Origin of the sequence: Nocardia sp. NPDC050435 (genome assembly GCF_040655395.1) — a bacterium.
In the GTDB taxonomy this organism is placed as follows: Bacteria; Actinomycetota; Actinomycetes; order Mycobacteriales; family Mycobacteriaceae; genus Nocardia.
Genome location: NZ_JBFAJW010000003.1, coordinates 769,790 through 783,333, shown reverse-complemented (window position 1 = coordinate 783,333; position 13,544 = coordinate 769,790). Strand labels below are relative to the sequence as shown.

At 68.9% G+C, this 13,544-nt stretch carries 12 protein-coding genes; 1 reads left to right on the top strand and 11 read right to left on the bottom strand.

The window, feature by feature from the left end:
• The first annotated feature begins 176 nt into the window (after window positions 1–176).
• Window positions 177–1,061, top strand: coding sequence for a UTP--glucose-1-phosphate uridylyltransferase (locus tag AB0I43_RS12200; protein WP_356970420.1), 885 nt, complete (start codon window positions 177–179; stop codon window positions 1,059–1,061).
• 46 nt (window positions 1,062–1,107) lie between these two features.
• Here the strand turns inward: AB0I43_RS12200 and AB0I43_RS12195 are convergent, their stop codons facing one another.
• The 11 genes from AB0I43_RS12195 to murC all read right to left on the bottom strand — a co-directional run bounded on the left by AB0I43_RS12195 (window position 1,108) and on the right by murC (window position 13,514).
• Window positions 1,108–1,563 carry an NlpC/P60 family protein gene (locus tag AB0I43_RS12195; protein ID WP_356971382.1) on the bottom strand — a complete coding sequence of 152 codons (456 nt, stop codon included), beginning with the start codon at window positions 1,561–1,563 and terminating at the stop codon, window positions 1,108–1,110.
• Window positions 1,564–2,056: 493 nt separating this feature from the next.
• On the bottom strand, window positions 2,057–5,191 hold the full coding sequence (gene ileS / locus AB0I43_RS12190; protein WP_357431911.1) for an isoleucine--tRNA ligase: 3,135 nt from the start codon (window positions 5,189–5,191) through the stop codon (window positions 2,057–2,059).
• Between the two features lie 338 nt (window positions 5,192–5,529).
• Window positions 5,530–5,730: a hypothetical protein gene (locus AB0I43_RS12185; RefSeq protein ID WP_356970424.1), complete on the bottom strand. Its 201-nt coding sequence runs from the start codon at window positions 5,728–5,730 to the stop codon at window positions 5,530–5,532.
• A gap of 125 nt (window positions 5,731–5,855) precedes the next feature.
• Complete coding sequence (locus tag AB0I43_RS12180) at window positions 5,856–6,707, bottom strand: DivIVA domain-containing protein (protein WP_356970426.1); 852 nt, start codon at window positions 6,705–6,707, stop codon at window positions 5,856–5,858.
• Window positions 6,708–6,870: 163 nt separating this feature from the next.
• Complete coding sequence (locus AB0I43_RS12175) at window positions 6,871–7,158, bottom strand: YggT family protein (protein ID WP_209896955.1); 288 nt, start codon at window positions 7,156–7,158, stop codon at window positions 6,871–6,873.
• An 89-nt stretch (window positions 7,159–7,247) separates the two neighbouring features.
• Complete coding sequence (locus AB0I43_RS12170; protein ID WP_356970428.1) at window positions 7,248–8,075, bottom strand: cell division protein SepF; 828 nt, start codon at window positions 8,073–8,075, stop codon at window positions 7,248–7,250.
• 129 nt (window positions 8,076–8,204) lie between these two features.
• Entirely contained in the window at window positions 8,205–8,960 is a 756-nt protein-coding gene (locus AB0I43_RS12165; RefSeq protein ID WP_356970430.1) for a YggS family pyridoxal phosphate-dependent enzyme, read from the bottom strand.
• Window positions 8,957–9,685: a peptidoglycan editing factor PgeF gene (pgeF, locus tag AB0I43_RS12160; RefSeq protein ID WP_357431909.1), complete on the bottom strand. Its 729-nt coding sequence runs from the start codon at window positions 9,683–9,685 to the stop codon at window positions 8,957–8,959. Before pgeF ends, AB0I43_RS12165 begins: the two co-directional genes overlap by 4 nt.
• 161 nt (window positions 9,686–9,846) lie before the next feature.
• Complete coding sequence (ftsZ, locus tag AB0I43_RS12155) at window positions 9,847–11,085, bottom strand: cell division protein FtsZ (RefSeq protein WP_356970434.1); 1,239 nt, start codon at window positions 11,083–11,085, stop codon at window positions 9,847–9,849.
• 310 nt (window positions 11,086–11,395) lie between these two features.
• The gene (locus tag AB0I43_RS12150; RefSeq protein WP_356970436.1) at window positions 11,396–12,073 is read right to left on the bottom strand and encodes an FtsQ-type POTRA domain-containing protein; all 678 of its coding nucleotides are present in this window, start codon (window positions 12,071–12,073) and stop codon (window positions 11,396–11,398) included.
• A gap of 1 nt (window position 12,074) precedes the next feature.
• Window positions 12,075–13,514 carry a UDP-N-acetylmuramate--L-alanine ligase gene (murC, locus tag AB0I43_RS12145; RefSeq protein WP_356971384.1) on the bottom strand — a complete coding sequence of 480 codons (1,440 nt, stop codon included), beginning with the start codon at window positions 13,512–13,514 and terminating at the stop codon, window positions 12,075–12,077.
• Window positions 13,515–13,544 lie beyond the last annotated feature (30 nt).

Here is a 13,544-nt window from a genome sequence, read left to right as displayed (position 1 = left end):
TGCCGCTGGTTCATGGTCCGCACAGCCAGGAATTTACGCCGCCCCACCGACACGGTCCGACATCGGCGAGTCGCGGGTTGCCTGCGCGGTAACTGCCGCCCCCACGCCCGGGTCCACCCGCCTTGACCTGGCCCGATCGGACTTGGCGCCCAGGGCGGTGTGTGATGATCGAGGGCATGAAGATCCGCAAGGCCGTCATCCCGGCCGCTGGAATCGGCTCCCGACTGCTCCCCCTCACCAAGGCCATCCCGAAGGAGATGCTGCCCGTCGGTGACAAGCCGGTGATCGAGCACACCGTGCGTGAGCTGGTCGCCTCGGGCATCACCGACATCACGATCGTCGTCAGCGGCGGAAAGTCGTTGATCCAGGATCACTTCCGGCCGAATCCGGCCCTGGTCGCCCAGCTGCGCGCGGACGGCAAGACCGCTTACGCCGACGCGGTCGAAGAGGTGGGCGAGCTCTCGCGCCTGGGCCACATCACCTACCTGGACCAGCACGGCCCCTACGGCAACGGCACCCCCGTGCTGAACGCGGCGCGCAACGCCGGCGAGGAGCCGATGCTGGTGCTGTGGCCCGACGACGTCTTCGTCGCCGAGGTGCCGCGCGCCCAGCAGCTGGTCGACGCCTACGAGGCCACCGGCGCGCCGGTGCTGGCGCTGATGCCGATGGATCCCGAGGAATCCACCCGCTACGGCGTGCCGGTCGTCGCCGACGACCAGGGCAACGGACTGATGCGCATCACCGGACTGCGCGAGAAGCCCAAGCCCGCCGACGCGCCCTCGGCCTTCGCCGCGATCGGCGGCTACGTGGTGACCCCGGGCATCATCGAGGAACTGCGCCGCCAGACCGAAGCCTGGTACGAGCACCGCACCGGCGAGGTCTACCTCACCGACGCGATCAACGTCTTCGCGGCGGAGAACCCGGTCTACGGTCAGGTCATCCGCGGGCGCTGGTACGACACCGGCAACCCGGCCGACTACCTGGTGGCCCAATTCGCCTCGGCGCTGGCCCATCCCGAGTACGGGCCGCTGCTGCGCGGGCTGGTCACCGAGCACGGCTGAGCGCGCGGTCCCGGTCCGGCTCCGGGCCGGGACCCGTGCGCGCCGCTCAGAAGAAGCGGCGGATGGAGAAGATGGTGAACTCGCGCAGCGGCGTCAGCCCGACCGGCACACCCCAGTCGTAGGCGTTGAGCACCTGGCCCATGCCCGCGTAGATGCCGACGTGCGAGCCGTCGCGATTGAGCACCACCACGTCGCCGGGCGCCAAGCCGATGAAGGCCACCGGGATGCCGACCTTGGCCTGTTCCCAGGTGGTGCGCGGCAGTTTGATGCCCACCTGCCGGTAGGCCCACTGCACCAGACCCGAGCAGTCCCAGGCATGCGGGCCGTTGCCGCCCCACTGATAGGGCTTGCCGACCTGCGAGGTGGCGATCGCGAGGGCGACCAGCGCCCGCGGGCTGGAGATGGGAATCGGCAGCGCGAACTCGGCCGAACCGGTGCTGCTGCCGACCTCGTTGAGGGTGTCCGCCAGATCGATGCCGGCCTGGGCCAGGAACTCGGCCATGCGCACGGTCTGCTCGAGGTGGGTCATCTCCGGAACCTCGGCCACGGCGCCACTGCGGCCGGCGGCGGGTTCGGCGCCGGCGCTACCGGGAACGAGCAGGGTGGCCGATACCGCGGGTGCGGCCAGCAGGAGGCCCAAAGTCGTCCGCATTCCAGGTCTTCCGGGTCTGTTCGGCACGGTGCGCGTCTCCTCAGCTAAGGCACGGCCACCGGTCCGGGCGCGGCGGCCTCAGCAGACGGGCGGTCGTGGAACCACAGCGCGCGTACCCGCCCGATAACCGGCTAGTACCGCGCAGTCCAGGTTGAACAGTCGTCATCCGTCGTCGCGGGAGAAACAGGGATATCCCTGCGACCCAATAGCAACATCGAATTCTGCGCGTTCCCGAGCCGGCGGACAAGCTCATAGCTAATTTTCAGCATTGCATCTCGGTCACGGTCCGGACACACCAAAAGGGCCGGTTCCCGACAACGGGAACCGGCCCTCGGGGGTGAACTCAGGCCTTGCCGAGCGCCACCTTGACCCCGCCCACGATCTCGGCGGCCTCCGCGCCCGCCGCGCCGAAGGTCAGCGACGTGGCCAGGATCTCGCGCGCGATCAGCTCACGGTGCGCCTCCGCCCAGCCCTGTCGCTCGGCCGGCACCTCCAGCACCACGGTGATCCGGTCCGAGACATCCAGGCCCGCGGCCTTGCGGGTCTCCTGCAGATCGCGGATCAGATCCCGGGCCCAGCCCTCGGCCTCCAGTTCCTCGGTGACCACCGAATACAGCACCACCAGACCGGAATTGCCGGGCAACGCGGAGGTGGACTCGGGTTCGGCCGCGACCAGGCGCTGGGTGTATTCCTCGGGCAGCAGGGCGATCCCGGCGGCGGTGACGACGCCCTCGGCGCTCTCCGACCAGTCGCCCGCCTTGACCGCCTTGATCACCGTCTGCACGTCCTTGCCCAGCCGCGGGCCCGCGGCGCGCGCGTTCACCGCCAGCTCGAACCGGCCGTGCACGGCGACGTCGGTGGTCAGGTCGACCTTCTTGACGTTGACCTCGTCGGCGATGATGTCGGCGTAGGGCCGCATCCGCTCGGCGTCGGCCGCCGCGATGGTGACCTCGGCCAGCGGCAGCCGCACCCGCAGGTTCTTGGCCTTGCGCAGGCTCAGCACCGTCGAGCACACCGTGCGCACCTCGTCCATGGCCGCGACCAGCTCCGGATCCTGGGGCAGCTCACCCTCCTTCGGCCAATCGGCCAGGTGCACCGACCGCTCGCCGGTGAGCCCGCGCCAGATCACCTCGGCGACCAGCGGCAGCAGCGGCGCGGCCAGACGGGTGACCACCTCGAGCACGGTGTGCAGGGTATCCACCGCGTCGCGATCCTCGGACCAGAAGCGCGAACGCGACCGGCGCACATACCAATTGGTGAGCGCGTCGGCGAACTGGCGCAGTTCGTCGCAGGCGCCGGCGATGTCGTAGTGCTCCAGCGCCTCGGTCATCACGTCCCGGGTGGCCGCCAGCTTGGCCAGGATGTACCGGTCCAGCACGTGCGTCGAATCCGTACGCCACACACCGGCTTCCGAGGCGTAGAGCTGCAGGAAGGTCCAGGCGTTCCAGAGCGGGCGCAGCGCGTGGCTCACGCCCTCGCGGATGCCGCGCTCGGTGACGATGAGGTTGCCGCCGCGCAGGATCGGCGAGCTCATCAGGAACCAGCGCATGGCGTCGGAGCCGTCCCGGTCGAACACCTCGTTGACGTCCGGGTAGTTGCCCTTGGACTTGGACATCTTCAGGCCGTCGTCGCCGAGCACGATGCCGTGCGCGGCAACCGTTTTGAACGCCGGGCTGTCGAACAGCGCGGTGGACAGCACGTGCAGGGTGTAGAACCAGCCGCGGGTCTGCCCGTTGTACTCGACGATGAAATCGCCCGGGAAGTGGCTGTCGAACCACTCCTTGTTCTCGAACGGGTAGTGCACCTGCGCGTACGGCATCGAGCCGGACTCGAACCAGCAGTCCAGCACCTCGGGCACCCGGCGCATCATCGACTTGCCGGTCGGATCATCCGGATTCGGCCGGACCAGGTCGTCGATCATCGGGCGGTGCAGATCGTCCGGGCGCACGCCGAAGTCGCGCTCCAGCTCGTCCAGCGAGCCGTAGACGTCCATCCGCGGGTAGGCCGGATCGTCGGACACCCACACCGGGATCGGGCTGCCCCAGTAGCGGTTGCGGCTGATGTTCCAATCCCGCGCGCCCTCCAGCCACTTGCCGAACTGACCGTCGCGAATGTGCTCGGGCACCCAGGTGATCTGCTGGTTCAGCTCGACCATGCGGTCGCGGAACTTGGTCACCGCGACGAACCAGGACGGCACCGCCATGTAGATCAGCGGCTGGCCGGAGCGCCAGCTGTGCGGGTAGGAGTGCTCGATCGTCTCGTGCCGCAACAGCTTTCCGGCGGCCTTGAGATCCTTGATGATCACCGGGTTGGCGTCGAAGACCATCAGGCCCTCGTACGGGGGCACCATCGAGGTGAACTTGCCGCCCGGGTCCAGCGGCTGCACGATCTCGATGCCGTTGGCCGTGGCGACGTCCATGTCTTCCTCACCGAAAGCCGGTGCGAGGTGCACGATTCCGGTGCCGGAGTCGGTGGTGACGTAGTCGGCCGCGAGCACGCGGTGCGAATTCGGGTGACCCAGGAAGAAATCGAAGGGCGGCAGGTAGCTCAGGCCGACCAGGGCCGCGCCCAGATGCTCGGAGAGCACCTCGGGCTCCGCGCCGAACTCGCGGGCGTAGTGCGAAACCCGCTCCGCGGCCAGCACGTAGCGCTTGCCGTCGGCGCCGCGCAGGTGCACGTAGCGGACGTCGGGGTGCACCGCGACCGCCAGGTTGGACGGCAGGGTCCAGGGGGTCGTGGTCCAGATCAGCGCGTTGGCGCCGTCGAGCTCGGCCAGCGGATGCTCGGCCGGGACGCGCAGCGCCATGTCGACGGTGACCGCCGGATCCTGGCGCATCTTGTAGGCGTCGTCCAGGCGGGTCTCCTGGTTCGACAGCGGGGTCTGCTCGTACCAGCTGTAGGGCAGCACCCGGAAGCCCTGATAGATCAGGCCCTTCTCGTGCAGCGACTTGAAGGCCCACATCACCGACTCCATGAAGTCGAGATCCAGTGTCTTGTAGTCGTTGTCGAAGTCCACCCAGCGGGCCTGACGCGTCACATAGTCGCGCCATTCACCGGTATACCGCAGCACCGAGGATTTGCAGGCGGCATTGAATTCCGCCAGACCCATCGCGTCGATCTGTGATTTGTCCGTGATACCGAGCTGCTTTTCCGCTTCGATTTCCGCGGGCAATCCGTGACAGTCCCAGCCGAATCGGCGATCGACGCGTTTGCCGCGCATCGTCTGAAACCTCGGAATGAGGTCCTTCACATATCCGGTGAGCAGATGACCGTAGTGTGGCAGACCGTTGGCAAACGGTGGTCCGTCGTAGAAGACGAACTCGCCCGCGCCCGCGCGGTGCTCGATGCTCGCGCGGAAGGTGTCGTCGGCGGCCCACGCGTCGAGCACCGTGCGCTCCATTGCCGGGAAAGACCCACCGCTACCGCCGCCGAGATCGACGCGCGGATATGCGGCCTTACCTGCGGTGTCGTCCGCCATCGCGGATTCGTCTCCTCGTGCCACCGCGCCGTCGGCGCGTATTCGTAGGCACGGGGACGATGCCGGCGCCGGTGCGCCGAGACCGCGGTACCACCCCGTTTGATCGCGACGGCGACGCGCCGCGATCCTCTCGTTGCGAGCTGTGACGGGCTCACCCGTTCGGTTCTACTGAGCGCGCGAACGCCGTTCTTCCGAAGACTCCCCGGTGATGGCCGGATCGACGCCGTGTTCCTCTTCGATTCTAACCAGTGCTGTCCACCAGGTTTCCGCAGCCCCGAGCCCGGGTACAAGAGGGTAGCTCTAGATCAACGAAGGTGTCAGGTGTCAGCTAGGTTCGCTCAGCGCTTCGCATGCCGCCCCGGAGGCGGCGCTGCTTCGCTGTCCGGTCTGCGCATGGACAGCGCACTCACCAGCAGCAGCACGGCGCCGATCACGCACACGAGGATGCAGCCCCAGGCCCACAGCACCGACCCGGTGGTCAGTGCCGTCACGAGCAGGGCGAACCCGATCGCGGCGAGCACGAGCGTCAAGACGAGCATGGTGACCCCCCAGGGGGATGGCAGAAGGCGAGCCGACGGGGTAGGTAAGCACTAGCCATGCCAGGCGGTTCGACGGCATTGCGCAACGCGCGCCGAGCCGACGGGGTGGGCGAACTCCGCCAGGTCTACTTCGAGCCTTTGGCGAACTGCGCGGGCGCGAGGTTGTTGCCGGCGCCGGCATCGGCGAAGGCTTCGCCGCCGTCCACCGGAACCGCCGACCCACGGTTCTCCAACTCCTCCAGCTGCGACTCCAGGTACGACTTGAGCCGCACCCGGTACTCCCGCTCGAAGGTCTTGAGCTGCTCGATCCGGCTCTCCAGCACGCTGCGCTGCTGGGTGATGGTCGCCATGATCTCGGTGTGCTTGCGCTCGGCGTCGGCCTGCAGGGCGTCGGCCTTTTCCTTGGCTTGCCGTAGCTGGTTGTCCGAGCGGTTCTGCGCGTCGGTCAGCATGGCCTCGGACTTCTGGCGGGCATCGCCGATCATCGCCTCGGAGCGGGTTCTGGCGTCGCCGACCAAGCGCTCGGAGTTGGCACGCGCGTTGGAGAGCAGATTCTCCGCTTCGACCTTGGCATCGCTGGTCAGCCTGTCCGCCATCTCCTGGGCGAGGCTGAGGACCTTGGCGGCCTGCAGATTGGCATCGGCGCCGGGGGCTTCCTTCGGCGCGGCCGCGACGGGCATCGGCGCGGGCGCGGGCTGCGGCACCGGGGGCTTGATCGGCTCCGGCGGCGGGGGCGCCTGCTGCACGGGGGCTTTCACCGGCGCGGGCGCGGCCGGGCGGCTCTTCTTGGCATCGGCCAGTTCGGCATCGAGCTCGGCAACCCGCTGGCGCAGGTCGGCGTTCTCCTCGATCAGCCGGGAAAGTTCCTGCTCCACCAGATCCAGGAAGGCATCGACTTCATCTTCGTTGTAGCCGCGCTTCCCGATCGGCGGTTTGCTGAACGCGACGTTGTGCACATCGGCTGGAGTCAGCGGCATGGAAGGATCCCTTCACGCGTCTTTTGGAGATGTAGCAGATCTAGCAAGGTATCTACGGGGATGGCAGTCAGCGGAGCCTGCGGAGCTGACGGGGCGGGCAAGGTTTGGCCCCATTCTGTCACACCGGAGCTACCGGTTGGCTGTGCCTGCGAACGATTGGCCATCACGACACGCGCGCTTCCGCGAACGACATCGCGATGAACACCGCGAACAGCAGGACCATAATCGACAGATCGAGTCGAATTCCTCCCAATGACACCGTGGGTATCAATCGCCTCAGCAGTTTCACCGGCGGGTCGGTGATCGTGAAGATCACCTCCAGGAGGACGACAACGACACCGGTCGGTCGCCAGTCCCGGGCGAAGCTACGGATGAACTCGACGATCACCCGGCTGATCAACAACAGCCAGAAGATGAACAGTACGAGGTACAGCACCGCGAACAAGGCCACGACCTCACTCTGCCGCAAAATCCGCGCCGCGCAAAATGACCACACCGCCCCCGGCGCAACGGATCTGATGAAACCCCCTGATCACAACCCTATTTCTGGGTGTAGAAGCCGGTTTCGGCGATCCGGCGCCGCTCCTCGGCCGAGACGTCCACGTCCGCCGGCGAGAGCAGGAAGACCTTGGTCGCCACCTTGTCGAACGAACCCCGCAGGGCGAAGGCGAGTCCGGCGGCGAAATCCACCAGGCGCTTGGCATCGGCGTTGCTGAGATCGACCAGGTCCATGATCACCGGGTTGCCCTCGCGGAACCGCTCGCCGATGATCCGGGCCTCGCTGTAATCGCGCGGGCGCAGCGTCGTGATCTTGGACAAGGGACCTCCGTCCTCGAAGATCCCGGGCCGGCGCGCGGGGGCCGGTTCGGGGCGCACGCGCTCCTCCAGCCGGCGCTCCTCGGCGTCGGGATCGACTGCGAGCGCACCACGGGTCGCGCCGCGCATCATCGGCGCGCTGCCACCGGCGGTGAAGCGACGACCCGACGACGGAGCCGACTCGATCCGGGTGGGGCGCCGGGGCGCCTCGTAGCGATCGTCGCCGTAGGGCTCGTCGGCGTAGTCGTCGCGGCGCGCGACCGGGTAACCGGCCTTGTACGGCTTGTAGACCGGCGCGGGCTCCGGGTAATCCGGCTCGTCGTCGAACCGGTCGGCCGGGAAACGCTCGGGGCCGTAGGGATCCTCGGCGTACCGGTCGGCGGGGTATCCGCCGCCCGCGTACGGGCCTCGACCACGCGCGCCCCGCGGCTCGCTCGCACCACGCGGTGCGGGAGCGGCGGTTCCGCGAAGATCGTCGGCGACGTAGTCGTCCTCGTAATCCTCGAGCGGAACCATGCCGAAGTACGCCTTGAACTTGTGCAGTGTGCTCATTACCGCACCTCGTGTTCGCTCATGTGGTCGACCTTCCTTCGGCCCCGGTGGCGGCCGGGTATTGAAGTTTTGCTCAGCCCTCTTCCGTCCCAAGCATATGTGTCGAATGTGACTGATGAGGTTTCTTTGCTACGCCGAGGTTATCGGTCGAGTGCCCATCAAGGCGGTACCGACACGCACGCAAGTCGAACCGTGTTCGACCGCAACCTCCAGATCCGAGGACATTCCGGCAGAAAGTTCGGTCGCACCGGGGTGTCGCTGGAGCAGCAGCGTGTGCAAGGTCGCAAGTCGCGCAAAGGCGCTATCGGTGTCGGCCTGCAGCGGCGGAATCGCCATCAAGCCGCCGAGCTGCAACGCGTCGGAGTCGGCGACGCGGTCGGCGAGGGCGTCCAGGGCGGCCGGCGCGAGGCCGCCGCGCTCGGGGTCCTCGTCCAGGCTGACCTGCAGCAGCACCCGCAGCGGCGTGTCCCGCTCTCCCGCCTCGAGCGCGTCGCGCGCCGCCGTGTCAAGAGCCATTGCCAACCGTTCGCTGTCCACCGAGTGCACGGTGTCCGCCCAGCGCGCCACGGCGCGCGCCTTGTTGCGTTGCAGGCGCCCGATCATGTGCCACCGCACGCCGGTGAGGTCTCGCTCACCCAGCAGTTCCGGCAGGGCAACGACTTTGGCGCTCGCCTCCTGCTCGCGCGATTCGCCGAACTCGCGTCGGCCCAGGTCGTAGAGGATTCGCACGTCCGAGACCGGGAAGAATTTCGTCACGGGCAGCAGGCGCACCGACTCCGGCGCGCGGCCGGCCGCCCGGCAGGCGGCCTCGATGCGCGCGGTCAGCGCGGCCAGATTCGCCGCGAGCTCGGCGCCGCGGACCTCGGTGCGGGTCTCGGTGGTCACGCGCCGGTCTCCATCCAGATCACCCCGGCGAGGCGGCCGGTGGGCGCGCCGCGGCGATGGCTGAACAGCGTCTTGTCCTCGATGGTGCAGCGCGGGTCCTCCGCGACCGCGCCGATCCCGGCCGCGGTGAGCTGCCGGCGGATCCCGGCGCGCAGATCCAGCGACGGGGTGCCGCGCACGGTGGTGGACGCGCTGCCGGGCAGGTGCTTCTCAACATCGGCGCGCATGTCGGCGGGTACCTCGTACTGCCGCCCCGAGGCGGCCGGGCCCAGGAACGCGCCGATCCGCTCGACCCGCGCGCCGACCGACACCATCGCCTCGAGCACCTTCGGCACGATCCCGATGCGCGCGCCGATCCGGCCCGCGTGCACCGCCGCGATCACCCCGGCCTCGTCGTCGGAGAGCAGGATCGGGACGCAGTCCGCGCTGAGCGTGACCAGCGCCAGGTTCGGCACGGTGGTGACCAGCGCGTCGGTCGCGGGCACCGCCTCGGCCCGCGGGCCGTCGACGATCTCGACAGTGCGGCCGTGGATCTGCTCCATCCACACCAGGCGATCCGGCGTGAGCCCGATCCCCTCGGCCAGCCGCTCCCGGTTGCGGCGCACCGCGTTCGGCTCGTCGCCCACGTGATCGCCGAGATTGAAGCTGTCGTACGGCGGCGCCGAAAAGCCACCTGCCCTGGTCGTGGTCACGCGTCGAACGGTCAGAGTAGGTGCGGCAGTCATCTTTCCGAGCGTAGTAGCCGATCGTGGCGCGCGACGAATGCCGCGCACGCCTCGGATCCGGCCGCACCGGCGCGAATCGGACAGGCCGCCTGCCGCTGCCCGGAACGCAAGCAGCGGACCGCCCGATGATCGGACGATCCGCTGTGGATACACGGGTGGACTTACCGCCGCATGAACGAAGGCACGTCGACGTCGTCGTCATCGTCGTCGACATCCGGCGGCTGGATGTGCGCGCGCGGGTTGTGGGTGACCGTGGGCTCGGCGAGGCGAGCGCGCTCGCTGTCGGCGTAGCTCGGGACCGCGCCCCTGGTCGGAGTGCTCGGCGGGGTGGCGGCCGGGGGTTCGGTGCGCGCGGTGACGGCCGGCTCGCTGGTGGTGCGGGACGAGCCGATCTCGCCGGCCCGCCCGGAGCCGATGGCGGTGCGCGACGGTTCGAAGCTGCGCCGCGCCGGGCCGCCGCCGTCGAAACCGGCCGCGATCACCGTGACGCGCACCTCGTCACCGAGCGAATCGTCGATCACCGTGCCGAAGATGATGTTCGCCTCGATGTGCGCGGCCTCCTGCACCAGCGAGGCCGCCTCGTTGATCTCGAACAGGCCCAGATCGGACCCGCCCGCGATCGAGAGCAGCACGCCGTGCGCGCCGTCCATCGAGGCCTCCAGCAGCGGCGAGTTGATCGCCGACTCGGCGGCTTTCACCGAGCGGCCCTCGCCGCGCGCCGAGCCGATGCCCATCAGCGCGCTGCCCGCGCCGGACATCACCGACTTCACGTCCGCGAAGTCGACGTTGATCAGGCCCGGGGTGGTGATCAGGTCGGTAATGCCCTGAACACCGTTGAGCAGCACCTCGTCGGCGGAGCGGAACGCGTCCATCAGGCTCACCGCCGCGTCGCCGAGCTGGAGCAGCCGGTCGTTCGGGATGACGATGAGCGTGTCGCAGGACTCGCGCAGCAGGTTGATGCCGACCTCGGCCTGGTTGCCGCGGCGCTTGCCCTCGAACGAGAACGGCCGGGTGACGACGCCGATGGTCAGCGCGCCGAGCTTGCGGGCGATGCTGGCCACCACGGGCGCGCCACCGGTGCCGGTGCCGCCGCCCTCTCCGGCGGTGACGAAGACCATGTCGGCGCCCTTGAGCACCTCTTCGATCTCGTCCTTGTGGTCCTCGGCGGCCTTGCGGCCGACTTCGGGGTCGGCACCGGCGCCCAGACCGCGGGTGAGCTCACGGCCGACGTCGAGCTTGACGTCGGCGTCGCTCATCAGCAGAGCCTGCGCGTCGGTGTTGACCGCGATGAACTCGACTCCCTTGAGTCCCTGTTCGATCATCCGGTTGACGGCATTCACGCCGCCGCCGCCGATACCGACGACCTTGATCACAGCAAGGTAGTTGTGCGGGGGCGTCATGGGCTCTCGCCTTCCTTCGATCTAAAGCCTGTCGTTTTCGGATTCCGGACATTCGCCATGCCACGGGTCGATTTTCGGATCCGCCACCCGGGCAAACCCTAAACCTCAACCATAGGGTTGGCGTTATGTCAAGTATCCGACTGTTGCGGAACGCTATTCGCAGCTGCCGCGATACGCCCGCAGGCGCGCCGACACGAGTACCAGAATCTTGCGTGATCCCGCTCGCCTCGCCGCGCCACACGTCATATCGTGGACGGTTGCCCCCTGAACCCGATCTTTGTGAAAGATCGCCGGGCGCAATGGGTGTCGCTCACTTTACCGTGACCAGATTAGGACTCGAAACGTCGAACACCGTGCCCTCTCGGGTCAGCAGTGGCAAAACGACCTGCGCCTTACGCTCGGCATCGTTCGTCCCGCCCCACACTACCGTGCGCCCGTCGGTCAGGTTCAACGAGATATCCGAAATCGACCGTGCCACAACCTCGCCCACCTGCGCTACCAGCGCGGGAGGCAGAACCCGCAGCACCGCGACCGCCGCGGCGGTCACCGGATCGCCGCCACCGGGCCGGTCGGCAAGCAATTTCGGCACCCCGATCGGATTCGGATCGACGGCGAATTCGATGCCCTCGCCGTCCACCAGATGCCCGCCCTCGGGGCCGTCGAAATACAGCACCGGGACGCGCTCGCTCACCGTCACCTTGATGGTGGACGGATACACGCGCTGCACCCGGGCGGTGTGCACCTTCGGAATCCCGGCGACACGACGTGCCATGGCGGTGGTGTCCATCCGCAGCATGGAGCGGCCGTCCTGGATCTGCAGCTGCTCGCGCACCGCCTCCTCCGGCACCGCGCCCAGGCCCTCGACCCGCACCTCGCGCACCGACAGCAGCGGCGTGAACCACGCCGCCACGAACACAGCGGTAAGAACGCACACCCCCAGCAAACTGAACAGCCAGAGCCGGCGATCCAGCCGCCACCGCGATCTCATCTCACCGCCCGTACGGCGGCCGCGCCCGCAGTCCGTCGAGGATCTGGCTGCCGAGCATCGTGACGTCGCCCGCGCCCATGGTGATCACCACGTCGCCCGGCAGCGCGAGCCCGGCGGCCTGCCGGCCGACCCGCGAGATATCCGGCTGATAGTGCACCGGTTTGGTGACCGCCTGCGCCACCAGCGCGCCGTTCACGCCGGGCAGCGGCTCCTCCCGCGCGCCGAAGACGTCGAGCACCACCACCTCGTCGGCCAGGCTCAGCGCCTCGCCGAACTCGTCGGCGAACGTCGCGGTGCGGCTGTAGAGGTGCGGCTGGAACACCACGATCACCCGGCCCTGCCGGGACCGGGCGCCGTCGCGGGCCTCCTGCTGCACCAGCTCGGCGGCCGCGCCGAGCACCGCGCGGACCTCGGTCGGATGGTGGGCGTAGTCGTCGAAGACGCGCACGCCGTTCTCCCGGCCCACGAACTGGAACCGGCGGTGCACACCCCCGAAACCCTCCAGCCCCTGGATGATCTCGTCGACGTCGGCGCCCGAGGCGCGGGCGGCCAGCAGCGCGGCCAGCGCGTTCATCGCCATGTGCCGGCCCGGCACCGACAGCCGCAGCGTGCGCGGGGACGCCTCGTCACTGAGCTGGAACTGGGCGACGCCGCCGACATCGCGCGGCTCCCAGTGGTGCAGGCGCACGCCCACGGGGACGGGCGGGTCCGCCAGGTCGTCGGAGCCGTAGCCCAGCACCCGCACGCCCTTGGCCGCCAGCTTGTCGCCCACCCGCTCGGCCAGCGCGCGCGAACCGGGATCGTCCAGGCAGACCACCAGCAGCCCGCCCGCGACGATCCGGTCGGTGAAATCGTCGAACACCTGGGCGTAGGCCTCGGGGGTGCCGAAGAAATCCAGGTGATCGGCCTCGATGTTGGTCACCACCGCGACATCCGGGGCGTATTGCAGCAGCGAGCCGTCGCTCTCGTCGGCCTCGGCCACGAAGCTGTCGCCGGTGCCGTGGTGGGCGTTGGTGCCGGCCTCGTTGAGCTCGCCGCCGACCGCGAAGGACGGGTCGAAACCGCAGTGCTGCAGCGCGACGATCAGCATCGAGGTGGTCGAGGTCTTGCCGTGCGTACCCGAGACCAGCAGGGTGCGGTGCCCCTGCATGAGCGAGGCCAGCACCGCCGGGCGTAGCAGCACCGGGATCTCGCGGCGGTTGGCCTCCACCAGTTCGGGATTGGTCTTGGGGATGGCGGCGTAGGTGGTCACCACCACGGTCGGCCCGCCGGCCAGCAGGTCCAGCGCGCTGGCGTCGTGGCCGATGCGCACCTGCGCGCCGCGCGCCCGCAGCGCGAGCACGCCGCGGCTTTCCTTGGCGTCCGAACCGGACACCTCGCCGCCGCGGGACAGCAGGATCCGCGCGATGCCGGACATGCCGGCGCCGCCGATGCCGACCATGTGCACCCGCCGCAGGTCGGGTGGCAGTGC

Coding starts and splice junctions, on each gene's coding strand:
- AB0I43_RS12200 (WP_356970420.1), top strand. CDS start 177: ATGAAGATCCGCAAGGCCGTCATCCCGGCCGCTGGAATCGGCTCCCGA.
- AB0I43_RS12195 (WP_356971382.1), bottom strand. CDS start 1,563: ATGGCCGAGTTCCTGGCCCAGGCCGGCATCGATCTGGCGGACACCCTC.
- ileS (WP_357431911.1), bottom strand. CDS start 5,191: ATGGCGGACGACACCGCAGGTAAGGCCGCATATCCGCGCGTCGATCTC.
- AB0I43_RS12185 (WP_356970424.1), bottom strand. CDS start 5,730: ATGCTCGTCTTGACGCTCGTGCTCGCCGCGATCGGGTTCGCCCTGCTC.
- AB0I43_RS12180 (WP_356970426.1), bottom strand. CDS start 6,707: ATGCCGCTGACTCCAGCCGATGTGCACAACGTCGCGTTCAGCAAACCG.
- AB0I43_RS12170 (WP_356970428.1), bottom strand. CDS start 8,075: ATGAGCACACTGCACAAGTTCAAGGCGTACTTCGGCATGGTTCCGCTC.
- pgeF (WP_357431909.1), bottom strand. CDS start 9,685: ATGACTGCCGCACCTACTCTGACCGTTCGACGCGTGACCACGACCAGG.
- ftsZ (WP_356970434.1), bottom strand. CDS start 11,085: ATGACGCCCCCGCACAACTACCTTGCTGTGATCAAGGTCGTCGGTATC.
- AB0I43_RS12150 (WP_356970436.1), bottom strand. CDS start 12,073: ATGAGATCGCGGTGGCGGCTGGATCGCCGGCTCTGGCTGTTCAGTTTG.
- murC (WP_356971384.1), bottom strand. CDS start 13,514: ATGGTCGGCATCGGCGGCGCCGGCATGTCCGGCATCGCGCGGATCCTG.